This window comes from Burkholderia cepacia (assembly GCF_001718835.1).
In the GTDB taxonomy this organism is placed as follows: domain Bacteria; phylum Pseudomonadota; class Gammaproteobacteria; order Burkholderiales; family Burkholderiaceae; genus Burkholderia; species Burkholderia cepacia_F.
The window spans coordinates 1,501,188-1,525,335 of sequence record NZ_CP013444.1 but is presented as its reverse complement, the minus strand read 5'-3'; the positions used below and the strand labels follow the sequence as shown (position 1 = coordinate 1,525,335).

The window sequence follows — 24,148 nt, the reverse complement described above, 5'->3', positions numbered from 1 at the left end:
TGACGTGTCCCTCGGTCGATCAGTTCGCGACGCTGCCGGCGGCCAGCGCGCGATCGCGCAACTCGGCTTCGCGCGCCTTGTGTTCTTCGCTGAAGCGCACGGCCATCGCGCACAGTGCGGTCGCGGTGACGGCAAGGCCGAGCAGGCTGAGCGTGTGCTGCACGTCGCCGACGCCTTTCAGCAGGAAGCTCGCGGCGACCGCGCCGACGTTGCCGCCCGCGCCGACGATCCCCGCCACGCCGCCGAGCGCCTTGCGGTCGATGAAGGGCACCAGCGCATAGGTCGCGCCGCACGCCATGTGCGTGAAGAGGCCGAACGCGAGCATCGCGACGAGTGCGATGCCGACGCTTTGCGCATGCGAGAACCAGATCAGCCCGAGCCCTTCGCCGACGATCAGTCCACACAGCAGCGTCGCGCGCACGTCGAGGCTGCGGCGTGCGGCGATCTTGTCGGACAGCCAGCCGCCGAGCGCGCGGGCGAACAGGGCGAGCAGCCCGAACAGGCCGACCGCGAAACCGGCGTCCTTCAGCGACAGGCTGAAGTGATCGACGTAGTACAGCGCGGCGATGTTGTGGATGAACACCTCGACGCCGAAGCATGCGCCGTACGTGACGAACAGCATCCACACGCGATAGTTGCCGCAGGCCGCGAAGAAGCTCGCCCAGCCGCCCTTCTTGCCGCTGTCGACCGTCACGCCTTCCTTGCGCAGCGCGACGAAGTCGCCTTGCGGGCAATCCTGCGTGAAGCGCCAGTACGCCCAGGCCATCGCGAGCATCGCGACGCCCGGCACGACCAGCGCGATGCGCCACGACGAACCCTCGCCGAAGCCGAGCATCAGGCCGGCGGCGACGAGCAGCGGCATCAGCGCCTGCGTCGCGCCCGCGCCGGCATTGCCCCAGCCGGCCGTCGTCGCGTTCGCGGTGCCGACCACGTTGGGCGCGAACATCACCGACGTGTGGTACTGCGTGATCACGAAGCCCGCGCCGATCGCGCCGATGCCGAGCCGGCAGATCAGGAACGACAGGTAGTCATGGCTGAACGCGACCGCGATCACCGGAATCGCGCCGACCGCGAGCAGCCCCGCATAGACGCGGCGCGGGCCGAAGCGGTCGCACAGCGGGCCGACCAGCAGCCGCACGGCGATCGTCGCGGCCACGGCCGCGATGTTGATGTTGGCGACCTGCGCCGCCGTGAGGTGGAATTCGCGTGCAATGAGCGGCATCAGCGGCGCGCACGCGAACCATGCGAAGAAGCACACGAAGAACGCCATCCACGTGAAGTGGAACGCGCGCATCGGCGCGGTGCGGAGGCTGAAGAGATCGATACGGGTAGCTTTGTCGGTCATGTCATCCGCCAAACGAAAAACGGCGTCCTGCGCACCCAGTCTCGTCGAGACCCGATGCGTAGGACGCCGTTGCCCATGAAGCCCGTTGCCGGGCGCGTCGGTAATCGGTGCTGCAAGCCAATCGTCGTTGATTGACTCGATCGACATAACGCAAGCCCCGTGCCATGTCGGGCTGAATCCCATCGTATGGCGGTTTGCGGCGTGTTCAAGCGGATCGGCGCCCCGCTTTGCGCCAGATCAGCGACGCGTCACGATGCAGCGAGGCACAGATGTGGTGCGCTGCAGCACTGTCGCCGTGCGGCAACACGGTGCACGCTTCTGGTGAATGGCGCACACGCTTGCGGCATCGCACCGGCCCGCATCCGCGCGGCCGGCATGCGCGGCCGGTGGCCATGCGTGGCGGGGTGCAGCGCGCAACACGCCGCGTTCAAAGGCTGGCCCGGATATTGCTGAAAGGTCGGAAGACATCGGCAATGGCGCCGATGCGCGGTACTCGCAACGCGCGCCCGCCGTCGCTGTCGCTGACGGGGACGCACCCGGACAACGGCGTCCCTCCGTGCAGCACGCACGGGCGGACGCCGTTGTCGCTTGGCGCGCGCCTGCGGCCAACCGCACCGGGACCCGCATCGCAATCGACCGCCACGCACGCGTGGCAATGGAATTCATCATGACGACAGGCAAAGTCACCCTGCTGGGCGCCGGCCCCGGCGATCCCGATCTCCTCACGCTCAAGGCCGTGAAGGCGCTGGCCGCTGCCGACGTACTGCTGCTCGACGATCTGGTCAACCCGGAGATCGTCACGTTCGCACCCCAGGCGCGTGTCGTGCGCGTCGGCAAGCGCGGCGGCTGTCGCTCCACGCCGCAGGCATTCATCGAGAAGCTGATGCGCCGTTACGCACTGCGCGGCGCAAACGTGGTGCGCGTGAAAGGCGGCGAGGCGCTGCTGTTCGGGCGCGCCGGCGAAGAACTCGCCACATTGCGCGCCGCCGCGATTCCGGTCGAGATCGTCAACGGCATCTCGTCGGGCTTCGCGGCCGCCGCGAGCCTCGGCCTCTCGCTCACGCACCGCGCGCATTGCCACGGCGTCACGTTCGTCACCGCCCATCGTCAGGACCACGGCGAACCCGACTGGGCGCGTCTCGCGGCAACCGGCACCACGCTCGCGATCTACATGGGCATGAGCCGCGTCGACAGCATCGCCGCCGGCCTGCTCGCCGCGCTGCCGGCATCGACGCCGGCCGCGGCCGTGCAATGGGCCGGCACGCCCGACGAACGCCGCTGGATCGGCACGCTCGGCGCGCTGGCCCAAGGCGTCGCGCAGGCCGGGCTCGGCAGTCCGGCCGTGATCCTCGTCGGCGGCGCGATCGGCGAAGCCTCGGCGTTGACCGGCGTGAACGACGTCGATGCCGATGCCGACTCCGCCGCCCGGCGCGCGGCGTAGGATGCGGCGCGCAATGCGGCGCATGCCGCCGATCTATATTGAAAGCGTCGGCCGCCCACGCGGCGGCCGGCGGAAGTCCCGCCGGGACGCCGCTCACCTGTTTCATCGGCTTGCATCATGAGTGCGTCCGCTACACCCGTCAGGCTGCGCGTGCTGCTCGTCACCGATACCGACAAGCCGATCGGCGAACTCGGCGAAGCACTCGCGCAGCTCGGCTACGACATGCTGAACGACGTCGCGACGCCCGCGCGCCTGCCGGCCGCCGTCGAGGAGCAGCATCCCGACGTCGTGATCATCGATACCGATTCGCCGTCGCGCGATACGCTCGAGCAGCTCGCGGTCATGCATGCCACCGCGCCGCGCCCCGTGCTGATGTTCAGCCACGACGCCAACCAGGCGCTGATCCGCGCGGCGGTCGGCGCAGGCGTCAGCGCGTATCTCGTCGAAGGGCTGTCGGCCGAACGCCTTGCACCGATTCTCGAAGTCGCGCTCGCACGCTTCTCGCACGACGATGCACTGCGCCGCCGGCTTGCCGATGTCGAGCGCGAACTCGCCGAACGCAAGCTCATCGACCGCGCGAAGCGGATGCTGATGGACCAGCGCAGGCTGTCCGAACACGACGCGTACGCGGCGCTGCGCAAGCGCGCGATGGATCAGGGCCTGCGCATCGTCGACGTCGCGCGCCAGGTGCTCGCGGCCGATCCGCAACCATGACCGTCACCGCCATGACCTCTTCGACCGCCGCCGCGCCGGAACGCGCGCATCTTCGCCTCGGGTTCGTCGCGCTGAGCGACGCGGCCCCGCTGATCGTCGCACAGCGCCTGAACCTCGGTGCACGGCACGGCCTCACGCTCGAACTCAGCCGCCAGCCGTCGTGGGCCGCCGTCCGCGACAAGTTGCTGAGCGGCGAGCTCGACGCCGCGCATGCGTTGTACGGGCTGGTCTGCGGGCTGCAGCTCGGGATCGGCGGCCCGCAGGCCGACATGGCCGCGCTGATGGTGCTGAACCGCAACGGCCAGGCGATCACGTTCTCCGGGCCGCTCGCCGATGCGTTCCGCGCGCGCGGCAACCTGCGCGACGCGTTCGCGACGCTCGGCCGCAAGCCGCTCCTCGCGCAGACGTTCCCGACCGGCACGCACGCGATGTGGCTGAACCACTGGCTCGCGTCGCACGACGTCGATCCGTTGCGCGACGTGCGCAGCGTCGTGATCCCGCCGCCCGAGATGGTGGCCGCGCTCGCCGGCGGCGAACTCGACGGCTTCTGCGCCGGCGAGCCGTGGCATGCCGTGGCCGAGGCGTGCGGCGCGGGGCGCACCGTCGCCGTCACGAGCGAGATCTGGCCCGATCATCCGGAGAAGGTGCTCGCCGCCCGGCGCGATTTCGTCGCGCTGTATCCGGCCACCGCGCGCGCGCTGATCCGCACGCTCGTCGATGCCTGCGCGTGGCTCGACAGCGCCGCGCATCGTCGCGAGGCGGCCGACTGGCTGGCGTCGCCCGACGCGCTCGGCGTGCCGGCCCGGCTGATCGCGCCGCGCCTGCTCGGCGACTACGGAGCGGGGCCGTTCGCCGTGCCGCCGCTGCCGGTCGCGTTTCATGCGAACGGCGCGGTGAACCGGCCTTGCGCCGACGACGGCCTGTGGTTCCTGTCGCAATACCGGCGCTGGGGCATGCTCGACGGCGCGCAGGACGACGACCGCGCGCGCGTTGCTGCGGTCGCGCAAACCGCGTTGTATGATGCTGCCGTCGCCGAAATGGGCGCGACGCACACCGACTGAGCCATGCGTTCGGGGTAAGTCCCCCCGAATGGCTTCCATGAACGGCGCGCGTGCCGCGCGCCCGCCCCGGTTCCCCATTGGAATCCGATCCGCGCGCAAGTCGCCGCGAAACCGCATCCCCGCAACGCATACCCCCGATGCCGAACCGACCGCGCGTGCCGCTCGACGTGCTGCTCACTGAAATCCGCGCGTGCCGTGCCTGCGAAGCCGACCTGCCGCTCGGCCCGCGCCCGGTCGTGCGCGCCCATCGCGACGCGCGCATCCTGATCGTCGGGCAGGCGCCGGGCGCGCGCGTCCATGCAAGCGGCATCCCGTGGGACGATGCGAGCGGCACGCGGCTGCGCGGCTGGCTCGACGTCGACGCCGACACGTTCTACGACGCAACCCGCTTCGCGATCGTGCCGATGGGTTTCTGCTACCCGGGCCGCGGCGCGAGCGGCGACAACCCGCCGCGCCCCGAATGCGCGCCGCTGTGGATCGACCGGCTGCTCGCCGAGTTGCCGTCGATCCGGCTCACGCTGCTGATCGGCCAGTATGCGCAGCGGCACTTCCTGCGCGACGCGCGCAAGGCCACGCTGACGGACACCGTACACGCGTGGCGCGACTATGGGCCCGACGTGCTGCCGCTGCCGCACCCGTCGCCGCGCAACCAGGGGTGGTTCAAGCACCACCCCTGGTTCGGCACCGACGTCGTGCCGGAACTGCGCCGGCGGGTTGCCGCGCTCGTCGCGCCTTGACCTTTGACCTGAACCCCGAATCCGACCAGGAACCCTGAGTGAACGACATCGATTTCGCGTGCACGGCCTGCGGCAAGTGCTGCCACGACCTGCGTCTCATGCTGACGATCGCCGAAGCCGCCGCGTGGCTGCAGCGCGGCGGCCACGTGGAGCTGCTGTGCGACGCGATGCCGTGGCTCGTCGAGCCCGAGCCCGACAACGCATTCGCCGCGTACAAGCGCGCACGCTCGACGCCCGCGCTCAGCGGTGCGCTGCCGGTGCGCGTGACGACCGTGCTCACCGCGTCGTATGCGGGGCCGTGCCCGAACCTGCGCGACGACCTGCGGTGCGCGATCTACGACGAGCGACCGCTCGTGTGCCGGATCTACCCGGCCGAAGTGAATCCGTTCGTCGAGTTGTCGCCGGAAGGCAAAGCCTGTCCGTCCGACGCGTGGCGCACGACGCCGCTGCTGCGCGGCGGCGCGATCGTCGACGACGACACGCGCCGCAACATCGAGCGCTCGCGCGCGGCAAACGTGGCCGAGGCGCCGCTGCGCGCGCAGGTGTGCGCGGCGCTCGGCGTCGCTACGGCGGCCGTGGCCAACGAAGGATTCGCGATCCACGCGCCGCCAGCCGCCGCGCTGCTCGCCGCGCTGAACGGTGTGCGCGCCGCGCCGGCCACAATCGAGGCGGATGACACGGGTACGCAATGGACACTGCTGTCCAATCGCGCGGCGACGGTGGACGCGCTCGCATCGACGGGCGCCGCGGCCGGGTTGGCAGCGAGCGCGGCCGACGACGCCGGGGCGTTACGCTACCTCGGGTTCTTCGCGGACGCGGACGCGGCGGCGGCGTGACGGGCCACGCCGGCGCGGCCCGTTCCGGCCGCGCCGCGTTCGCTGTACCATCGCGGCTTCATTTGCGTCACGAATCGCCGAATCCCTCATGCCCTCCACCGCCCCGCCGCGCCTGTACGGGATGCCCGAACGCAGCGACCGGCTCGACTTCTACATCCGCGACCAGGCGTCGCGCCAGGCGATCACCGAGCCGCACCGGCACGCGTATTTCCAGATCCAGTTCAATCTCGGCGGCGACACCGAGCAGCGGATCGGCGGCGTCACGCGGCCGTTTCCGCGCGGCGCGCTCGCGTTCGTGCTGCCGCACCGCGAGCACCTGATCCCGCATCCGGAAGGCGCGCACTTCATCGTGATCAACTTCAGCCAGGCGTTCCTGCGCGCCGATCTCGACGTCGACCCGCTCGACCTGGAGGACGTGCCCGCCCACCGTTTTCCCGAGCTGACCCCGTTCCGCTTCCAGGAACATCTCGACTTCATCCTGACCGGCGACACCTACGACGAAGCGCGCCGCCTCGCGCTGTGCATGCTCGACACCGATCGCGTGCGCACGTTCGGCTCGACCACGTTGCTGCGCGGCTACCTGCTGCAGCTGATCGGGCTCGTCTGCACGCAGTACGCGGGCGCCCTCGACAAGCTCGCGCAGCGCGGCGCCCAGCGCGCCGGCCGGCGCGACGCGCTCGCACGCGTGCTGCGGCACGTCCGCGCCAACCTCACCCGCGAGGACCTGACGCTCGCCGCGACCGCCGAGGCCGCGTTCCTGTCGCCCAACTACCTCGCGCACCTGGTCCGCAAGGAAACCGGCAGCACCTTCACCGATCTCGTGACGGAGCGCCGGATCGCGCTCGCGCAGTCGCTGCTGGCCCACACGAGCCGGCGCATCGCGGACATCGCGCGCTCGGTCGGCTTCCGCGACGAAGGGTATTTCGCGCGGCGTTTCCGTGCGCGTGTCGGCGTGTCGCCGAAGGCGTACCGCGATGCGAATGCCGCGCTGCCCGACGGCGACGCGTAGTTCTGTCCCGGTAAAGCGCAGTTGCGTCGCATCCCGCGCGACGCGCGCGCCGGCTCCGTCTTCCACCCGAACGAGGCTATCCGATGTCCGAAGTTCGGGGTAAGTCCGCCGAATGGCTTCCATGAACGGCGCGCGTGCCGCGCGCCCGCCCCGGTTCCCCATTGGAATCCGATCCGCGCGCAACTCGCCGCGAAACCGCATCCCCACAACGCATAGCCCCGATGCCGAACCGACCGCGCGTGCCGCTCGACGTGCTGCTCACTGAAATCCGCGCGTGCCGTGCCTGCGAAGCCGACCTGCCGCTCGGCCCGCGCCCCGTGCTGCGCGCGCACCGCGACGCCCGCATCCTGATCGTCGGGCAGGCGCTCGGCGCGCGCGTGCATGCAAGCGGCATCCCGTGGGACGATGCGAGCGGCACGCGGCTGCGCGGCTGGCTCGACGTCGACGCCGACACGTTCTACGACGCAACCCGCTTCGCGATCGTGCCGATGGGTTTCTGCTACCCGGGCCGCGGCGCGAGCGGCGACAACCCGCCGCGCCCCGAATGCGCGCCGCTGTGGATCGACCGGCTGCTCGCCGAGTTGCCGTCGATCCGGCTCACGCTGCTGATCGGCCAGTATGCGCAGCGGCATTTCCTGCGCGACGCGCGCAAGGCGACCCTGACGGACACCGTGCGCGCATGGCGCGACTACGGCCCGGCGGTGCTGCCGCCGCCGCATCCGTCGCCGCGCAACCAGGGGTGGTTCAAGCACCACCCCTGGTTCGACGCCGACGTCGTGCCCGAGCTGCGGCGCCGGGTTGCTGCGCTCGTCAAGCCGTGATCCGAGCGCCGAAGCCGGCCAGGAACCCCGAGTGAGCGACATGAACGATCGCACGCGGCGAGCGAGGTCGAGGCGCCACTGCGCGCACGGGTGTGCGCGGCGCCGGCCGATGCGGCCGCGAACATCAAACAAGCGTTACCGCGTTGCTGGCTTCCAGTTGCGCCTCGACCGGCGCGACATTACCGACGGCTGTCGCACCGAAGTCGCCCAGCTTTTCGACATGCCGATAGGGCTTGACTTCCAATGCCCCACATAGAAGGGCCTGTTCACGCCGAAAACGAGCTTGCGCTGATTGCCCAAAAAAGGGGGCGGGCGCAGCGGGCATGTTGATTTTATGCATTTAAATGGCCGGATTATTTATTAAATTGCAGTGCATTACAAATGCAGGTTGCATGTGATGCGAACTTGATATAGGTTGTATTCGTAGTTAGCGGCGTTCTTCGTCCACAAGTTGATTATTTTCAGCAAAGAGGCGCGTCATGGCGAATATCGAATTGATTGAACACGCGAGCAAGTTTATTGAGGAACTGGATATTCCGGCCCCGGATCCAAGTCTTAAAAAAATTCAGAAACGCGAATTGTCTCTGCTTGCGAGCGACAAGGAAGGGGCTGCGGTTGACGCCGGGAGCCTGGTTTCGTTCGTTTCCGGGATTAGCCCGCTTCACAAGAGTGATGTTTTGAATTCGACGCTGCTTGCGCAACTAGCCGCGGACAAGAAATTCAACCGTTTTACGGATACGAGGTCGTGGTACGGGTTCTATACCAGCGTACTTTCGAATGTTGGATGGGTGGTGCCTGGATTCGTATTTCGGCAATACAGGCCGGCTGGTAGTTCTCTCGTGCTGTCGGATGCGGTCCTTCAAATCCTTTCCGCAATCGCAACCGGCAATGAATTGGCGATCCTGACGGCCTCGCTGAATGCACTGCGAGACAAGCCCGAGAACGAGGGAGCCTTGACACTCTTCGATCGGCAAAGCTTCCCGGAAAATTTGGGAACGTTTCAAATTTTCCCCGTTGGCGAAGACGATGGGCAATTGGTCATGGCTCTCGCCGCGCTGCAATTCAATGCCGTAAAGCACGTCACGCGCTTCCTATGGTTCAGGTGGGAGTCGGTGCAAACGTCCCTGTTCCAGAGCGCACAGAAGGCCGTGCTCAACGAGGCCGTCTACTCAAGGGTGCGCCAACAGGTAATCGACAAGCTTGGCGATAACGCCTCGAGATTCATTGACGACCTCGAGATCTGACGAAAAACATCCAAGAAATGCAGCTTTTCGGAAGCTGCCTTGGCGTGGTTTTGTCAAGGGTGCCGCAGTTTTTGCTGCGGCACCTTTTCACCGGAAGGAGCGTCGTCATGACATTTTCGGGGGAGTCAAGTCGAGCGAATTCGACATCCATAGGAACCGTCGATGCCGGGAATATGTTCGCATTCGAGCCAAATATGGCTGATTTGCATAAGGAAGATGTCCTGAACTCGAATTTATTGGCGCAGCTTGTGGCGGATAAGCGCCTGTCGCGATTCGATGATCCGAGGGCATGGTATGGCGCATACGGCGACGTGTTGGCGAATCTTGCATGGCGAGCCGATGGATTGAATTTCAAAAACCTCAGGCCGAGCAGCGATACATTTCTTGTCAAGGAAATCGTACTCGACGAAATGCGCAGAGTATTGTCGCGAGAACAAGAGCGTCGCGTTGAAGATGCAATCGATACTCTGGCATTGCTTCCGGACGACGAAAAACCGGTTGTGATTTTTCAGCAATTCAATCACATCAACCAGGAAAATCAGGCCACCTCAAGCGGCATCGTAAATATTCAATTCAGTTATTCGGATCAATCTCGGGATGGAGGGGTCTTTTGCACATCGATCTACATGTTTTTTGGCATTGCATGTGTGGTCGACAATCCGATTCGCGAGGAATTCCAAACGAATTTGCTGGATGGCAGCATTCACATTGCGCGTGTTTCGTCGACGTTGAATGAGGATATCTACAATCGTATTCGGGATGATGTTATCAAGAAGCTTGGGGAGAAGCGGGAGGAATATATAGCGCCATTCGGCATGCCGGCTTGAGTTTATATTAGCGTGCTTTTTGCAAATCCCACCACCCTGACCATCAACCGGATTCGTGACAATGTCGCTCGGCGGGCGGATCGTTACTTTTAACCTCTGGAGAGCCGACGTGCTCGCTATTGCCAAGATTTTATTTGTTGCCTTAATGGCCTGCCTTGTTTTCAGCGGAGAAGCTGCGGCCGCTGAAAAGTCTTTCTGCTATTTCCATCACAATTGCCCCGCCGACGGAAAGCTACCGAGAGGTCAGCCACCTGGGCAATACACCAAGCAGCAGTGCAAGAACGGCGGAGGCAAGAGCTGGGGAGAAGGCCCGACGAGCTGCGAGAACGTGAACAAGTGACGAGACCGGAGCCAGGAGTTGGGGCGCAGTTATAGAGGTGGATGCGCGAATTCACACTGCCTTATCCGGCTGTCCGAATTCGCTCAGCCGTCTGTGTCATCAGACCGACGACGCTGGAGTAGCGATAGCGCCGGCGACATGCGCGAAAAAATGCAGTTCGGCTTTCCGATCTGACGCGTGCGGGGATCTGTCGTGCGAGTCGGCCTGCGGTCGCCCGAATCCGCCGGAACCTTCGCCGGCTCCCCCGGCCAGGATTCCGGCCATGCGCCATTCGCTGTACCATCGCGGCTTCATTTGCGTCACGAATCGCCGAATCCGTCATGTCCTCCTCCGCCTCGCCGCGCCTGTACGGGATGCCCGAACGCAGCGACCGGCTCGATTTCTACATCCGCGACCAGGCGTCGCGCCAGGCGATCACCGAGCCGCACCGGCACGCGTACTTCCAGATCCATTCAACCTCGGCGGCGACACCGAGCAGCGGATCGGCGGCGTCACGCGGCCGTTTCCGCGCGGCGCGCTCGCGTTCGTGCTGCCGCACCGCGAGCACCTGATCCCGCATCCGGAAGGCACGCACTTCATCGTGATCAACTTCAGCCAGGCGTTCCTGCCGGGCTCGTCTGCACGCAGTACGCCGGCGCGCTCGACAAGCTCGCGCAGCGCGGCGCCCAGCGCGCCGGCCGGCGCGACGCGCTCGCACGCGTGCTGCGGCACGTCCGCGCCAACCTCACCCGCGAGGACCTGACGCTCGCCGCGACCGCCGAGGCCGCGTTCCTGTCGCCCAACTACCTCGCGCACCTGGTCCGCAAGGAAACCGGCAGCACCTTCACCGATCTCGTGACGGAGCGCCGGATCGCGCTCGCGCAGTCGCTGCTGGCCCACACGAGCCGGCGCATCGCGGACATCGCGCGCTCGGTCGGCTTCCGCGACGAAGGGTATTTCGCGCGGCGTTTCCGTGCGCGTGTCGGCGTGTCGCCGAAGGCGTACCGCGATGCGAATGCCGCGCTGCCCGACGGCGACGCGTAGTTCTGTCCCGGTAAAGCGCAGTTGCGTCGCATCCGGCCGCACCGGCGTCGGGTATCGTTGCACGCATGCCGGCCGCCGCGCGACGCGCGCGCCGGCTCCGTCTTCCCACCGAACGAGGCCATCCGATGTCCGCATATGTCATCGACGCTGCCGAGCGTCCTTCCGTCGAAGTCGAACAGTCGTCCGCGCGCTTTCCGGTGCGCCGCGTCTTCTGCGTCGGCCGCAACTACGCCGACCACGCACGCGAAATGGGCGCCGATCCCGACCGCGAACCGCCGTTCTTCTTCACGAAGCCGGCCGACGCGATCGTCCCGGCCGGCGGCACCGTCCCCTATCCGCCGCTGACGAACGACCTCCATCACGAAATCGAGCTGGTGGTCGCCATCGGCCGCGGCGGACGCGCGATCGCCCCCACCGACGCGCTGTCGCACGTATGGGGCTACGGCGTCGGCGTCGACCTCACGCGCCGCGACCTGCAGGCCGAAGCGAAGAAGCTGAGCCGTCCGTGGGACTGGGCGAAAGGCTTCGACGCGTCGGGCCCCGTGACCGCGCTGCGCGCGGCGTCGGCCACCGGCCACCCGGCCAGGGGCCGCATCTGGCTCGCGGTCAACGGCGACACGCGCCAGCAAGGCGACCTGGCCGACATGATCTGGGCCGTGCCCGACGTCATCGCGTACGTGTCGCGCTCGGTCGACCTGAAGGCCGGCGATTTGATCTTCACGGGCACGCCGGCCGGCGTCGGCGCGCTGCAACCGGGGGACCGCGTGACCGGCGGGGTCGATGGGGTTGCGCAGTTCGAATTCGTGGTGGGGGCGAAGGCGTAAGCGCAATGGGCGCCGATGCGCCCGCTCGAATCCGGGCCGAAGCCGGCCGACCCGAGCGGGCGCGCGAATCGGCATGAATCACCGAGGGCCATCGCGCGCGTCCAGTGAACGCGCATACGCTGCCGCCAGCAAAGCGAGCGAGGACGACGCCAGCATCATCCCGAGCGACGCACCAGCCGCATTGCCGTCGGTCAGCACCGCGCCCGTCAGCGACGACAGCGCGGCGCCGCCGGCGATCGTCATCGCGCCGGCGAGGCCGGAGGCACTTCCCGCGAGGTCGGGCCGCACCGACAGCACGCCGGCATGCGCGCACGGATTCGACAGACCGTTGCCGACGCCGACCAGCACGCACGGCCCGAACCACGCGAACACGTGCCGGACGCCGCAGAAGTACAGCGCGAGACCGATCAGCGGGCCGGCACACGCGATGATGCGCCCCGTGACGATGATCGTCGCGCTCGAGTAGCGGCCCGCGTACCGGCCGGACACAAAACTGCCGACCATGAATCCGGCCGTGACGGCCCCCATGTAGAAGCCGATTTCCGCGGGCGCGATGCCGAACACCGTTTGCGCGGCCAGCGGCGCGCCGGCCAGGAACGCGTAGAACGAGCCGGTCGAAAACGCCATGCACAGCGCATAGGCCCAGAAACGGCGCGCGCGAAGCAGCGCCGGGTACGCACGGACTTGCCGCCTCAACGTGTCCAACGGATTCAGGTTGGTCTCGCGGAGGTCGCGCCAGCACCACGCGAACAGCGCGGTGCCGGCCATCGCGAGGAACCAGAAGCTCGCGCGCCAGCCGCACGCTTCGTCCAGCGCGCCGCCCACCATCGGACCGAGCATCGGCGCGAACGCGCCCGCCATCGCCGCATAACCGATCCGGCTCGCCGCCCGCTCCTTGCCCGCCGTATCCCGGATCACGGCCATCGAGATCGGATAGCCCGACGTAATGCCCGCCTGAAGCACCCGGCAAGCCAGGAATATCCGGATGTCGGTGGCCAGCGCGCAGCCGATCGAACCGACGACGAATACTGCAAGGCCGGCCAGCACGACCGGCCGCCGCCCGAACCGGTCCGACAGCGGCCCCATGATTAGTTCGAGCGTTGCGGCGACGGCCGCGTATCCCGCGAGCGACAGGCTGACGAGCGCGTAGTCGGTCGCAAACGTGCGCGCGATGTTCGGCAGCGACGGCAGGAACAGGCTCACGGGCAGCACCGATACCGCGCACAGCAGGATCAGGGTGGCGAGCTTGGGTGGCGAGGATTCGGGAGTCGTCGGCATCGTCGATCGAAAGCAAGGTTGCTTCGGGCAAAAAAAAACCCGAACGAGTCGGGGGCGCAGGGGTGCCGGCGCGGTGCCGCTACCGGACCCTGCGCCGACTGCCTACTACGATGACAAGGGCCGCTCTCACGTTCGAATGCTCCTGATCGTTTCGTGTGATGTTAGGTGGGGGACGGTGACGGCGTCAACGCGTTCACCCGCCCTCATCCGAACCTGACGCAATACACCGGCGGCAAATGCGCGGAAATCAGCCGCCAGCTTTCGCCGCCGTCGCCGGACGTCCACAACCCGCCGGTGGTCGACGCCATCGCGAGGCGCGCGCCCGAATCGTCCACCGCGAGCCCGTGCCGATACACGAGGTCGTATGCCGGTGCGGGCGGCAATCCGTTCGTGAACGACTCGAAACTGCGCCCGCCGTCGCGCGTGCGCGTGACCACGAACCGGCCGTCCACCGGAATCCGGCACGCGTCCTTCACGGCCGGCACGAACCATGCGGTGTCCGGCTCGTGCGGATGCACGGCCACCGCGAAACCGAAACTCGACGGCTGCGCCTCGATCCGGCGCCAGCGTTCGGCGCCGTCGGTCGAGCGGAAGATCGCGCAGTGATGCTGCGTCCACAGCACGTCCGGATTGGCCGCGCACTGCACGACGCGGTGCGGGTCCTGCGCGTTGGGTTCGCCGCGCCGCTCGGGCGGCATGTAGTCGGCCTCCATGCCGTCGGCCGTCACACGCCACGTCGCGCCGCCGTCGGCGGTCTGCCAGACGCCGCCGCACGAGATGCCGATCGTTACGTGCCGGCTGTCGCGCGGATCGACCATCACCGAATGGATGCCCGGCGCATCGTATCCGCCGCCGCCCCATTCGGCGCGCTCCGGGCGATCCCAGAGCGCGCGGTTGAGCGTCCACGTGTCGCCGCCGTCGTCGGAGCGGAACAGCCCGCCGGGAATCGTGCCGGCCCACAGCACGCCCGGCTCGTCGGTGCCGCCGGCTTCGAGCGACCAGATCTGCTGGAGCGTCCATGGGGGGGATGGGGGGACGGGGGCGGGGTCGCCGGTTGCGTTGTCCGGATCCGCATTTGCGCTCGTGCTTGCGTTCGCATTGCCATCGGTGCGCGCTTCGTCGGGAGGCTGCGGCGGGTATACGGGGACTGCGCACTCTTCCCAATCTGGCGCGCCCGCGCGCTGGCGATGCAGCTTCACGCCGAAATGACCGAGGTTGAGCGCCGCATACAGCGTGCCGTCGCGCGGGTCGGCGAGCGCCATGCTGACCGGCTCGCCGGCGAAATGCGGCTCACCGAGCGTCCAGCCGCCCTTGCCGTCAGCCTGTAGAACGAACAACCCCTTGCGGGTGGCGACGAGCAGTCGATCGTTCATTTGTGCGCCTCTTACGTCTGCGGGTAACGATGGCTCCCCTTATCCGCCTGATAGCGCCTGTACGACGTAGACACGGCTTTCCTGGCCAAGCGCGTCGGACAAACGTTGCCGATCACGAATCCGCTGGCCGTCGACGAACACGGCGAGATGCGCGCGCAGCGCGCCCTGGTCGTCGAGGATGTAGCCGCGCAGTCGCGGCTGCTCGCCGAAAACGGTGTCGAATGCTTCGCCGACCGTGCGGGCGTCGATTTCGCGCTCGGGGGTTGCGATGTGTCGCTGGATCGAGGCGGCGAAGAAGATGTGCGCCATGATGAGGGAGCCGACGGAATGGCCATGCGGGGATGGCCGGGGCCGTTGGTTCTGTAGTTTAGGTGATTCGCTGAGGGGATATTTGATTGCGCGTCGGCAGCAGTCGGGGCCGGAAAAGCAGTTCAGGGTCGGGGCCTTCCGTCCGCTTGGGACCGGACCGTCCGAGCGGTGCTGCGGGAGTAATTGTCCGGGTTCGGCCACAATCGGTCATTCAACATCGGCGCCCAGATCGTTGACAATCCCTTACGCGCATGCACGCCCAACAAATTGGGTAATCCCTAGCTGGTCGGGCGTGATCGCGCGGTCAGCGTCGTGCGATACTGATTCCCCAGACGAACCTCGGGGGCTTAGATGAATGCGAACGACTGGCAGAGATTCGAAGACGAATTCGCGATACGGATCGCGGAGAGGATCAGTAGCCTTTATCACGCCCAGCAAGTCACTGTCGATGTCGTCCGGCATGAGAACGGTCATCCGTCCCGGGTCCGGATCGGATCGGAAAGTCGCGAAGGCGATACCGGATTTCCCTATCTACTGAATGTGTATCTGACGTGGCATAAGAGGGCTATCGAACAACTGCTTGCGAACCCTGACAACTTTGACGCTTACTTGGAATCGCTTCCGGGCAAGATGCAAGGATGGATGCAGGAACGCCCAATCGATTTCGGTTCCCGGACGCAGCGCGAACCGCTTGAGCGCTTGTATCTCGATCATTTCGACGCTTAACTATTTAGCGGCTGACCGGATGGGCAGCAACGCAGCGTGGCAGTCCGTTCGATCAGTGAATACCCCGCTCCAACAATCGATCAGCGCATCATGGATAGCACCTTACTTTTCGACCTGAGCAAGCTCGGGATCACCGGAATTGCAGCAATATTTTCGATTATCACGGCGGTTTCAAGGGCGAAGTGCAACACCTCGCGGGTTACTGAACGGGAAGCCGGTCTATGGGGTTAGCCAGGACTTGGGCAAGGATTTCCAGAGGGGTGTGCCAGTTCAGTGTGGCGCGCGGTCGGGTATTGAGTTTGTCGGCAATGGCGTCGAGGTCATCTTGAGAGTAGACGGACAAATCAGTGCCTTTTGGCAGGTACTGCCGCAGCAGGCCGTTGGTGTTTTCGCAGGTGCCGCGTTGCCAAGGGCTGTGCGGATCACAGAAATAGACGCGCACATTGGTCGCGGCGCTCAGTTCGGCGTGTCGCGCCATCTCGCGACCTTGATCGTAGGTCAGCGTCTGGCGCAGCGGTTCGACGAGCGATTGCAGCTTGGTCGTGAACGCGGCCAGCGCCGAAGCGGCCGTCGCGTCGGGCATCTTCGCCAGCAGGACGGCGCGGCTCATGCGTTCGACCAACACGGCCACCGACGATTTGTTCTCGGCACCCTTGATAAGGTCGCCCTCCCAATGGCCCGGCATGAGGCGATCATCGATTTCGGGCGGACGCACGTGGATGCTGATCATGTCGGGAATCGTCGCGCGCCGATCGGCGCCACGCGATCGCGGCAGGCGTTTGTTGCGATGCTGGCGCAGGCAGGCAATCAGTTCGCGGCGCAACTCGCCGCGAGGCTGGGCGTAGATGGCGTTGTAAATCGTTTCGTGGGACACGTGCAGGCTCGGGTCGTCGGGAAAGACACGCTTCAGAGTACCGGCGATTTCCTGCGGCGACCACTGACGTTCGCAAAGCAAGCGACGAACGAGGCCCCAAAGGATCGAATCTGGTGCGAGCTTCGGATCCGGCCGTCCAGCCTGTCGGCGCGCGTCGCGAGATGCCTGCGCGGCGCGCGGGCAGTACAGGCCGTTGGATTGGGTATTGCGGGCCAACTCGCGACTGAGCGTCGACGGCGCGCGCTTGAGCTTGCGGGCGATCGCCCGCAAGCTCAAGCCTTCGTCCCGCCAGAAATCGATTCGCATACGTTCTTCAGGTTGCAGTTGTTGGTACGTTCTCTTTGCCATTCGCGGACATTACCGGATGGCGAGAGTGTTGCACTTCAGATTTGAGGCCGCCCACTGTCATCGGTGCGTTTCGATCAGGAGTGCTTACAAAAATACGTCTAGGAAGCTTTGAGATAGCTGCGGATACGGACAGCAAGGAGCGCGCGAATATTGAAGGCGCAATTGTAAGTTCCGTAACTGGCCGGGACGAAATTCCGTTCGAGGTGGAGCAGCTCACCAACTACTACACACAAGTTCTTTCGCAATCGAAGGTGGCCTTCTGGTTTTCGCTGGTTTTTGCATCCTTGGGTTTTGTCGCCATCATGGTGGCGGCCTTCTTTTACGGTTCGACAACAAGCGGCTCGACCGTCGCTCAGTTCATAGCCGGCACCATTATGGAAGCCGTTGCTAGCCTATTTTTTGTCCAGTCAAAGAATGCTCAAAAATCAATGGGTGAATTTTTCGATAAATTAAGAAGCGATCGCCTGCATCTGGAATCGAGAAAAATGTGCGACGCAATCCAGAATCCTCAAACGCAAGATGCTCTGAAATTAAACTTGGCGCTTCACTACGCAGGCGTACCGAATTCTGAGGTCATCGCAAAGCAGATTTCTGAGGTGGTCCATGCGAGGCCCTGATCGTCTGCACCGGCCGATGGCCGTCGGCACCGCCTGGCCAATTGTGAACGACCGCTTTCGGGAACACTGAGAGGCCGCCTTGGGTCGATAACGGCCCATCCCCAGAAGCATGAGCGTAAGTCTCAGCGTAGGTTTGTACGCCGGGCCGTATCAGATAAGGCGCAGGTACTGCTGCCTCATTGGAGTGACGGGTGCAGGTGCTGCGGTGGGTTGCGTGCTCATGTGACTGGGGAAAGTTGCTTTGGCTGCCCGAGTTTTACCAGCGGCCCGCACGGGATCGGTCGAAGTTCGCCATCCGCCCAGTTGTCGGCGGCGATGGCGAGCGGCAGCTACCGGCCACAAAGCTTCGGTGTGTACCTCTTCTCACTAGATAGCACAAAGGTCTTCAATTATCTTGAAGAATGTACGAATGTCCGTTGCGATCTCATCTGCGGTTAGCGCCTTGGCAACCTCCTCGCGCTTCACACCTAGGCTTCGACGAACAGAGCTATCTCCTTCAGTCATCAATTCTTTGCCGCGAGCGTCACGGATAGGCATAACTACTTCCGAGGCGGTTGTGTCGTCGGGTATAGCTAACGCGTGATGATTGGCAAAAAAAGCTTGGACTTCATGCTGAGGCTTCCCGGCGGCCCGCGCGATCGCGGCTGTACATAGAAGATAGTTTTCGATATGTCGGCGTCGCCATTTCAGCGCAGTGAAGCCGTCAGTATTGTTTGTGAACGATTTATCAATGAGGTCGCCGCTCACGGTGCCGTCAGGTTCATCATCGCGATCGCGAATGCTAATTGCCCTCAAGTCGGCAATATCTCGCCTTAGTTGTATGAACAGCTGTCGCCGCTCGTTGTGTTTGCCGGTCCAATACCAAGGCACCAAGTTTTTGGGCCATGCGAATCCCGCGCTGCTTGCCAGCAGTCGCAGGAATCGCTCGTCGCTCTCGGCTTCGACTATGAGCATCCTTCGGTGCTGCATTAAGGCATGCAAGGTCGGTGTGTGGATTGCGCCCACACCGGCCAAGATCCCGACCTTGTCAACGTCTTTGGAAAGATATTTCGCCCGACGGTCCTTTATCGCCAAGATACGCTCATGATCGTATGAACGTATGAGTTCCGGAGAATGCGTCGCTAAGAGCACTTGCTTCCCCTTCGAATCTGAAATTTTCTTTAGTTGGCCAACTAGTTGCTGCTGCAGAAGAGCATGCAAATGCGCATCAGGCTCGTCAAGCAGGACAACATCGATATCGGGTGAAAGCGCCAGTGCGTAGACGCTAAGCCATTGCAGAAACCCACTTCCTTCAACCATGAGGTCGCGTGAGGCAAAGTTCGCGTGTTTCACAAACACACCATTCTGCAAGCGACCCTTTACGCATTCGACTTTTAGATAACTATGATAGCGCTCGTTGAAGGGAATGATTCGCAGCTCAGTTGCGAAAACCTCCTGCATGGTCTTCTGCAAGATTTCCCATGGATCATTCGCGCGTAACGTAGCTAGGTCTGAGTTCTTAATCTTTGTACGCCCCTCTCGAAGTCTCGATCTCGCTGTACGATTTGCTTCATGAAGGTCGAAAATCGCATTTCTAATAACCCCACCCGACAGGCCCTGTCCGAGCAAACGGCTTCGCATAGCAGGAGTCAGCCGGCTTTCTCTGTCAGTCACGCCGGCGAACGGCGGAAGATAGGCGATATTGGGAACGCCACCATCTATCGGATTGCCTTCGGCGTCCTCGACCTCAGCTAAGGTGAGGTTCGTCGTTGTCGTTTTGACAAACAATCTATCGTTCGCCAAAGAAAGGCCAATCTCAAGAAACTTGTCGATCTTGTCATCTCGCTCCCAAACGACCTTGATCTTTAACGTGTAGCCATCAGGTTCCTGCGACTTTTGAGATTTTAGGTTCGTCCAAAGATGCGCCAAGGACGGAATGTGCATGGGTGTGAAATCAACGATCCCCATGCCGATGCCCTGAATATTGGCGACAGATACCCAAGCCTTGCGGCCTTTCTCGATCTCAAGCAATGTTTTGCAGAACTGCCACGTGGCGAGCGCCTGTAGCACAGTTGATTTTCCGGAATTGTTACCGCCAACGACAAGTGAAAGCCCCGGTTCGATTGGAATTTGTGTATCGTTAAACTGCTTGAACCGGTGAAGGACGACTTCTTTTATGTGCATGCTATGGTCTCGAACGTGCAGTTTTATCTATGTGAATCGCACAATCACAAGCGCGCGACAACTGCTTGCTCGGCTCATTAGAAACACAATAAATCCCCGCGTGTTTCTCGGAACTTCAGCAAGCAGCACGTTCCGCCAGTGCACGGCGGATTCGCGCTCAGTAAAAAAGTCTAGCACACGATAACGCCGTCGAACTCGCGATCCCTCACGCTCGGCCAACCGAGTAGCTTGCCTGCAGAGCGTGGGCAGTTGCGCGTGCTCGCGTGGAGCGAACCGCCCCGGAATTTTAGGGAGGTCATACAGTTGAATGGCCGTTGCGCCTCGGGGGCAGACATCACGACTGGATGGATCCGAACGGCGGCAGTGGGTCGGTTTGAGTCCCCGGAAATCATCAGAGAGACTCCTGTCCCTCTCCGGCCAACGCGGATCGTCCCCATCGCGATCACTCGCCTGTCGGTTTGCACAAGGTTGCTCCTGCGCCGGTCACGCGGCACTCGGACTCATCCATTCGCGGCGAGCGTCGCTTCAGACGCAGCATGTCCGCGACGGGGCGCGTCCGCCCCGCCGCACCGCTCACCGCGCCCTCACAACGCCCCAACCCCAAACTTCTCCAACACAAAATCCGCCGTCTGCAACGCCCCCTCCACCCACCCCTGCGCATCTGAATACGCTTCCCCGCAGATGAACAGCGGCCTGCCGTCGATCGGCTGGACGATCTTGTGCTTCACCTCCCAGCTCTTCACGCCGATATTCCAGCTGTTCCATCCACCGCCGTACGGATCATCGCCCCAGTCCCGGAACGCCGCGTTCCTCACTTCCGGCGTATGCGCCAGCCCATGAACCGTCGCAAGTTGCCGGGCCACCTCGGCCACCATCCGCCGCGGCGCGTGATACCGGAACCACGGCAATTCGTCGGCCTGGTCGGCATCCGCGCCGATGAACGGATCCGCCACCTCCGCCACTTCGCGGCCGCCTTGCCGCACTTGCCGGCGCTGCGGCCGCAAGCCGTCCCAGAACCCGACGTTGGTGCCGTCGTCATAGCTCGCGAGCAGCATCGACGGCCCGCCGGTCGCGGCCGTTCCATCCGATTTCGGCCAGTAGTACACCTGCCGCACCGGCAAATCCGTCACCGACCTGCCCAGTTCCACGGGCACGTACTCCGACTCGCCGGTCGCCGTCGTCCGCGTATAACCCGACGCGCGCCACCACGGGTTCGCATACGTCGTGAACAGCTTGAACAGCGGACGCGGCGTGACGCTCGACGTCAATCCGCTGATTTCCTCAAGCATCGCGCTGCTTTGCGCGAGCAGGTCGATCGCCCGCCGCGGCATCGCCAGAATCACCTGGCGGGCGCGGATCCGTTTGCCCTGCGCGTGGAACTCGAACGCGCCGTCGACCCATTCGAGGCCGGCTACCGTCGCGCCGAACCGCACGTCCCCACCGGCTTGCATGAAGAGCCCCGCCACCGACTTCGGCACTTCCTGGAAACCCTTCTTGAAGCCCATGTACGACGCACCGACACCGAAGTCCGACAGGAACCACGGAATCGCGTCTGCCGCGTTCCAGTTGGTCAGGGTCGTGTTGTAGCCGCCGGCGTCGACGCCGAGCTGGTACGCCTCGCCGTCGATCACGCGCAACAGCACGTTCCAGAAGCCCTGCTTGTAAAGCGGCACGCCGCCGAAGCTGGCCTGCTGGGCCATCTGCCTGCGCTGGTCCTCGGTCAGCCCCGCATCGGTGATGCCGGGCACGATCTGCTCGATCGCATTGATGATGATGGCGCCCGCCGTCTCCCCACGATCGAGGAACGACAGCTGATACGGCACCTTCGCCGGCTCCTGCGTGAAATCCGACAGCCGCAGATGGACGCCGCGCAGATACGCAAGGTTGACCGGCTCGTCGACCGGGAACTTGTAGAGATCGATATACTGGCTCGGCGGCAGGATCGGATTGAGCGTGTCGATCAGCTTCTTGATCAGCGGCTGCACCTCCGGCAGGATGCGCATCCCCCCGAGCTCCGCCACCATGTTGTCGATGCCCGGCGGCCTGACGGACAGCAGCCGGCCGCCGATACGATCGCTACCCTCGAATACGACGATCTTGCGCCGCGAATCGGCCTGCTGAAGACGCCACGCGCTATATACGCCCGATACCCCTGCGCCCACGATCGCAATGTCGATCAGTTCGTCAGCCATGATCTCCTTCCTCCTGTTGTCTGATACGGGTGGATGGTGCTCCGCGCGGAATGCGCTTGCTTCGATGCAAATCCGGCCGCCGGCGGACGGCGGCCGCGTCAGTCAGAAGATCACGCGCAGGTTCGGCGTCGGCGTGCCCTCGCCGTTCGCGCCGAGCGCGCTCACCGCCTCCTCGTGGAACACGTCGAGCGGCGGCTGCGCGAGGTAGCGCTGCAGCGCCTTGGCGCGGGCCGCTTGGGGCGTGGGCGGCGTCGGCGGCGTGTCGCCGGCGGTGCGCACGTCGAGGACGTACGGCTGGCGCTTCAGCAGCACATGGTCGATGCCGCGCTTCACGGCGGCGCGCACGTTCTCCGGCAGCCGCACGATTTCGCCCTCGGCGCCGCCCAGCGCCTTCGCGATCGACACGAAGTCGGGCGCGGGCCGGTGAATGCGCAGGTAATCGGGATCGTCCGTCTTCGGCTTCCAGCCGTAGTCGGGCGACGAACCGTACGCCTGGATCACCTGCTGCAGCCCCAACTGCAACGTGTGGTACTCGTGGTTGTTGGTGACGATGTAGAGCACCCCGAGGTCGTGATGACCGGCGGTCCACCAGGTCTGCGGATAGAACAGCGACGAGCCGTCGCCGACCGCGTTGACGACGAGGCTCGTCTCGACGCTCTGCCAGCCGTCCCGCTCGAGCTTGATGCCGAGCGAGGCCGGCATCGACCAGCCGAGCGAGCCGCCGCCGACGCAGTAGTAGCTGATCGGCGCCGCGCTCTCGGTGCCGAGCGGCAGCAGGTACTGGAACGGCGCGGAATCGGACACGGCCTCGTGCACGTAGACGAACTTCCTGCCTAGGCCGCGCGCCTGGATTTCGCGACGCAGCGCGTCGGCGACGACCACCGCCCAGATCTCGTCCTGCGTCATCGCCTTCGCGAGGTACTGGTCCCACGCGATGCGCCGGCTGGCGTCGAGCACGCGCAGCCGGTCGTTGCGCGCGTCCGCGCCGGCGGGACGGTGCTGGCGCACGATGTCGCTGACGAGCGGCAACGTCGCCTTGATGTCGCCGAACAGGGCCGACTCGCCATAGAAGTTCTTGCCGATGTCCCAGGTGTTGTTGCTCAGGTAGACCTGCCTGACGCCCGGCGGAATCAGCGGACCGTCCGAATACTTGAAGACGGCGACCTGCGCCTGGTTGCTGAAGCCGACCAGAAACGCGACATCGTGCGCGCCGAAGGTCTGCCGGACGCCCTGCTGGGTGCCCGGCAACTCGCCCTGCCAGTGATAGTCGTCGTTCGGGAAATTGGCGAGGCTGCTGAACGATTGCAGCACCACCGGCGCGCCGATCAGCTCAGCCAGTTGCTGCAGCTCGTGCCACGCGCCGGCGTAGCCGACCGCGTCGCCGCCGACGATGATCGGATTCTGCGCCTGGGCCAGCAGCATCGCCGCTTCGCGAATCGCATCGGCGTCGGCGGTGAAGTGCGGCGAGATTCGCGTGATGCCGGGCAGGCGATCCGCGTCGCCGATGCGGCGCATCGTGAATTCCCACGGAATCGACACGAACACGGGCCCGTTGGGCGGCGACATCGCCTCCTTGAACGCGCGCTGCAGCACGAGCGGCAGCTCTTCGGCGGTGCGCACCTCATGCGCCCACTTCGTGAATTGCCGCGCGATCTCGACCAGGTTGGACGCGAGCAGCGGCTCCTGGGTCACCAGCTCGTTCTGCTGCTGGCAGCACAGGATCACGAGCGGCACCTGCGAGCGTGCGGCGTTGAACAGGTTGCCGACCGCATGCGCGATGCCCGGCGTCACATGCACCACCGCGACGCCCGGCTTGTTGGTCATCCGCGCCGCGCCCATCGCGGCGCCGATCGCGATGTTCTCGTGCAGGCACTCGATGTACTCGACGTGGTTCTCCGGGTAGGAAGTCCCGTCGATGATCGGAATCTCGTTGGTGCCCGGCACGCCGAAGATGTAATGGATGCCGATGTCGCGCATCGCGTCGAATACGTAATCGCGCGCCCAGCGCTGCTGGACAGCTTGGGTTCCGGTGGTCATGGTTGCTCC

22 protein-coding genes and 1 pseudogene are annotated in these 24,148 nt (G+C 64.8%); 14 read left to right on the top strand and 9 right to left on the bottom strand.

The window, feature by feature from the left end; all coding sequences use genetic code 11:
• Window positions 1-19: 19 nt before the first annotated feature.
• Window positions 20-1,345 carry an MFS transporter gene (locus tag WT26_RS26990; RefSeq protein WP_069274351.1) on the bottom strand — a complete coding sequence of 442 codons (1,326 nt, stop codon included), beginning with the start codon at window positions 1,343-1,345 and terminating at the stop codon, window positions 20-22.
• Window positions 1,346-2,012: 667 nt separating this feature from the next.
• On the opposite strand from WT26_RS26990, the gene cobA reads away from it, so the two are divergent.
• The 7 genes from cobA (at window position 2,013) to WT26_RS26955 (ending at window position 7,964) form a co-directional block, all read left to right on the top strand.
• The gene (cobA, locus tag WT26_RS26985) at window positions 2,013-2,786 is read left to right on the top strand and encodes a uroporphyrinogen-III C-methyltransferase (RefSeq protein WP_069275155.1); all 774 of its coding nucleotides are present in this window, start codon (window positions 2,013-2,015) and stop codon (window positions 2,784-2,786) included.
• Between the two features lie 117 nt (window positions 2,787-2,903).
• Window positions 2,904-3,500: an ANTAR domain-containing response regulator gene (locus WT26_RS26980; RefSeq protein WP_069274350.1), complete on the top strand. Its 597-nt coding sequence runs from the start codon at window positions 2,904-2,906 to the stop codon at window positions 3,498-3,500.
• Window positions 3,501-3,511: 11 nt separating this feature from the next.
• A complete protein-coding gene (locus WT26_RS26975) occupies window positions 3,512-4,561 on the top strand; it encodes a CmpA/NrtA family ABC transporter substrate-binding protein (protein WP_069275154.1) in 1,050 nt (349 codons plus the stop codon).
• Between the two features lie 137 nt (window positions 4,562-4,698).
• Window positions 4,699-5,298 carry a uracil-DNA glycosylase family protein gene (locus tag WT26_RS26970; protein WP_069274349.1) on the top strand — a complete coding sequence of 200 codons (600 nt, stop codon included), beginning with the start codon at window positions 4,699-4,701 and terminating at the stop codon, window positions 5,296-5,298.
• Between the two features lie 38 nt (window positions 5,299-5,336).
• Window positions 5,337-6,134: a YkgJ family cysteine cluster protein gene (locus WT26_RS26965; RefSeq protein WP_069274348.1), complete on the top strand. Its 798-nt coding sequence runs from the start codon at window positions 5,337-5,339 to the stop codon at window positions 6,132-6,134.
• 88 nt (window positions 6,135-6,222) lie between these two features.
• The gene (locus WT26_RS26960; protein ID WP_069274347.1) at window positions 6,223-7,143 is read left to right on the top strand and encodes a helix-turn-helix transcriptional regulator; all 921 of its coding nucleotides are present in this window, start codon (window positions 6,223-6,225) and stop codon (window positions 7,141-7,143) included.
• A 221-nt stretch (window positions 7,144-7,364) separates the two neighbouring features.
• Window positions 7,365-7,964: a uracil-DNA glycosylase family protein gene (locus tag WT26_RS26955; RefSeq protein WP_069274346.1), complete on the top strand. Its 600-nt coding sequence runs from the start codon at window positions 7,365-7,367 to the stop codon at window positions 7,962-7,964.
• 124 nt (window positions 7,965-8,088) lie between these two features.
• Here WT26_RS26955 and WT26_RS37645 read toward each other — a convergent pair whose 3' ends face one another.
• Window positions 8,089-8,304 (bottom strand): hypothetical protein, encoded by a 216-nt coding sequence (locus WT26_RS37645; RefSeq protein ID WP_155123226.1) that lies wholly within the window; start codon window positions 8,302-8,304, stop codon window positions 8,089-8,091.
• A gap of 139 nt (window positions 8,305-8,443) precedes the next feature.
• On the opposite strand from WT26_RS37645, the gene WT26_RS26950 reads away from it, so the two are divergent.
• The 5 genes and pseudogenes from WT26_RS26950 (at window position 8,444) to WT26_RS26935 (ending at window position 12,222) form a co-directional block, all read left to right on the top strand.
• Window positions 8,444-9,208, top strand: a complete 765-nt coding sequence (locus WT26_RS26950; RefSeq protein WP_059801284.1) for a hypothetical protein — start codon at window positions 8,444-8,446, stop codon at window positions 9,206-9,208.
• Window positions 9,209-9,315: 107 nt separating this feature from the next.
• Entirely contained in the window at window positions 9,316-10,035 is a 720-nt protein-coding gene (locus tag WT26_RS26945; protein WP_155123225.1) for a hypothetical protein, read from the top strand.
• 61 nt (window positions 10,036-10,096) lie between these two features.
• Entirely contained in the window at window positions 10,097-10,375 is a 279-nt protein-coding gene (locus WT26_RS36490; protein ID WP_080414906.1) for a hypothetical protein, read from the top strand.
• A gap of 320 nt (window positions 10,376-10,695) precedes the next feature.
• Window positions 10,696-11,398, top strand: a pseudogene (locus tag WT26_RS26940) (AraC family transcriptional regulator).
• Window positions 11,399-11,523: 125 nt separating this feature from the next.
• A complete protein-coding gene (locus WT26_RS26935; RefSeq protein WP_069275153.1) occupies window positions 11,524-12,222 on the top strand; it encodes a fumarylacetoacetate hydrolase family protein in 699 nt (232 codons plus the stop codon).
• A gap of 78 nt (window positions 12,223-12,300) precedes the next feature.
• On the opposite strand, the gene WT26_RS26930 is transcribed toward WT26_RS26935, so the two are convergent.
• The 3 genes from WT26_RS26930 to WT26_RS26920 form a co-directional block, all read right to left on the bottom strand.
• Window positions 12,301-13,500, bottom strand: a complete 1,200-nt coding sequence (locus WT26_RS26930; protein WP_069274345.1) for a multidrug effflux MFS transporter — start codon at window positions 13,498-13,500, stop codon at window positions 12,301-12,303.
• 203 nt (window positions 13,501-13,703) lie between these two features.
• A complete protein-coding gene (locus WT26_RS26925) occupies window positions 13,704-14,873 on the bottom strand; it encodes a WD40/YVTN/BNR-like repeat-containing protein (RefSeq protein ID WP_069274344.1) in 1,170 nt (389 codons plus the stop codon).
• 39 nt (window positions 14,874-14,912) lie between these two features.
• Complete coding sequence (locus WT26_RS26920) at window positions 14,913-15,182, bottom strand: MoaD/ThiS family protein (RefSeq protein WP_069274343.1); 270 nt, start codon at window positions 15,180-15,182, stop codon at window positions 14,913-14,915.
• A 351-nt stretch (window positions 15,183-15,533) separates the two neighbouring features.
• Here WT26_RS26920 and WT26_RS26915 point away from each other — a divergent pair, with 351 nt between their 5' ends.
• Entirely contained in the window at window positions 15,534-15,908 is a 375-nt protein-coding gene (locus WT26_RS26915) for a DUF5594 family protein (protein WP_059801275.1), read from the top strand.
• 199 nt (window positions 15,909-16,107) lie between these two features.
• Here WT26_RS26915 and WT26_RS26910 read toward each other — a convergent pair whose 3' ends face one another.
• A complete protein-coding gene (locus WT26_RS26910) occupies window positions 16,108-17,130 on the bottom strand; it encodes an IS30 family transposase (RefSeq protein WP_059807745.1) in 1,023 nt (340 codons plus the stop codon).
• Between the two features lie 80 nt (window positions 17,131-17,210).
• Here WT26_RS26910 and WT26_RS26905 point away from each other — a divergent pair, with 80 nt between their 5' ends.
• On the top strand, window positions 17,211-17,747 hold the full coding sequence (locus tag WT26_RS26905; protein WP_069274342.1) for a TRADD-N-associated membrane domain-containing protein: 537 nt from the start codon (window positions 17,211-17,213) through the stop codon (window positions 17,745-17,747).
• Between the two features lie 366 nt (window positions 17,748-18,113).
• Here WT26_RS26905 and WT26_RS26900 read toward each other — a convergent pair whose 3' ends face one another.
• The 3 genes from WT26_RS26900 to WT26_RS26890 form a co-directional block, all read right to left on the bottom strand.
• Window positions 18,114-19,910, bottom strand: a complete 1,797-nt coding sequence (locus WT26_RS26900) for an AAA family ATPase (RefSeq protein WP_080485745.1) — start codon at window positions 19,908-19,910, stop codon at window positions 18,114-18,116.
• Window positions 19,911-20,494: 584 nt separating this feature from the next.
• Window positions 20,495-22,102: a flavin monoamine oxidase family protein gene (locus WT26_RS26895; protein ID WP_069271205.1), complete on the bottom strand. Its 1,608-nt coding sequence runs from the start codon at window positions 22,100-22,102 to the stop codon at window positions 20,495-20,497.
• A gap of 102 nt (window positions 22,103-22,204) precedes the next feature.
• Entirely contained in the window at window positions 22,205-24,139 is a 1,935-nt protein-coding gene (locus WT26_RS26890; RefSeq protein WP_059712876.1) for a thiamine pyrophosphate-binding protein, read from the bottom strand.
• Between the last annotated feature and the right edge of the window lie 9 nt (window positions 24,140-24,148).

Coding starts and splice junctions, on each gene's coding strand:
- WT26_RS26990 (WP_069274351.1), bottom strand. CDS start 1,345: ATGACCGACAAAGCTACCCGTATCGATCTCTTCAGCCTCCGCACCGCG.
- cobA (WP_069275155.1), top strand. CDS start 2,013: ATGACGACAGGCAAAGTCACCCTGCTGGGCGCCGGCCCCGGCGATCCC.
- WT26_RS26980 (WP_069274350.1), top strand. CDS start 2,904: ATGAGTGCGTCCGCTACACCCGTCAGGCTGCGCGTGCTGCTCGTCACC.
- WT26_RS26975 (WP_069275154.1), top strand. CDS start 3,512: ATGACCTCTTCGACCGCCGCCGCGCCGGAACGCGCGCATCTTCGCCTC.
- WT26_RS26970 (WP_069274349.1), top strand. CDS start 4,699: ATGCCGAACCGACCGCGCGTGCCGCTCGACGTGCTGCTCACTGAAATC.
- WT26_RS26960 (WP_069274347.1), top strand. CDS start 6,223: ATGCCCTCCACCGCCCCGCCGCGCCTGTACGGGATGCCCGAACGCAGC.
- WT26_RS26955 (WP_069274346.1), top strand. CDS start 7,365: ATGCCGAACCGACCGCGCGTGCCGCTCGACGTGCTGCTCACTGAAATC.
- WT26_RS37645 (WP_155123226.1), bottom strand. CDS start 8,304: ATGCATAAAATCAACATGCCCGCTGCGCCCGCCCCCTTTTTTGGGCAA.
- WT26_RS26950 (WP_059801284.1), top strand. CDS start 8,444: ATGGCGAATATCGAATTGATTGAACACGCGAGCAAGTTTATTGAGGAA.
- WT26_RS26945 (WP_155123225.1), top strand. CDS start 9,316: ATGACATTTTCGGGGGAGTCAAGTCGAGCGAATTCGACATCCATAGGA.
- WT26_RS36490 (WP_080414906.1), top strand. CDS start 10,097: ATGTCGCTCGGCGGGCGGATCGTTACTTTTAACCTCTGGAGAGCCGAC.
- WT26_RS26935 (WP_069275153.1), top strand. CDS start 11,524: ATGTCCGCATATGTCATCGACGCTGCCGAGCGTCCTTCCGTCGAAGTC.
- WT26_RS26930 (WP_069274345.1), bottom strand. CDS start 13,500: ATGCCGACGACTCCCGAATCCTCGCCACCCAAGCTCGCCACCCTGATC.
- WT26_RS26925 (WP_069274344.1), bottom strand. CDS start 14,873: ATGAACGATCGACTGCTCGTCGCCACCCGCAAGGGGTTGTTCGTTCTA.
- WT26_RS26920 (WP_069274343.1), bottom strand. CDS start 15,182: ATGGCGCACATCTTCTTCGCCGCCTCGATCCAGCGACACATCGCAACC.
- WT26_RS26915 (WP_059801275.1), top strand. CDS start 15,534: ATGAATGCGAACGACTGGCAGAGATTCGAAGACGAATTCGCGATACGG.
- WT26_RS26910 (WP_059807745.1), bottom strand. CDS start 17,130: ATGGCAAAGAGAACGTACCAACAACTGCAACCTGAAGAACGTATGCGA.
- WT26_RS26900 (WP_080485745.1), bottom strand. CDS start 19,910: ATGCACATAAAAGAAGTCGTCCTTCACCGGTTCAAGCAGTTTAACGAT.
- WT26_RS26895 (WP_069271205.1), bottom strand. CDS start 22,102: ATGGCTGACGAACTGATCGACATTGCGATCGTGGGCGCAGGGGTATCG.
- WT26_RS26890 (WP_059712876.1), bottom strand. CDS start 24,139: ATGACCACCGGAACCCAAGCTGTCCAGCAGCGCTGGGCGCGCGATTAC.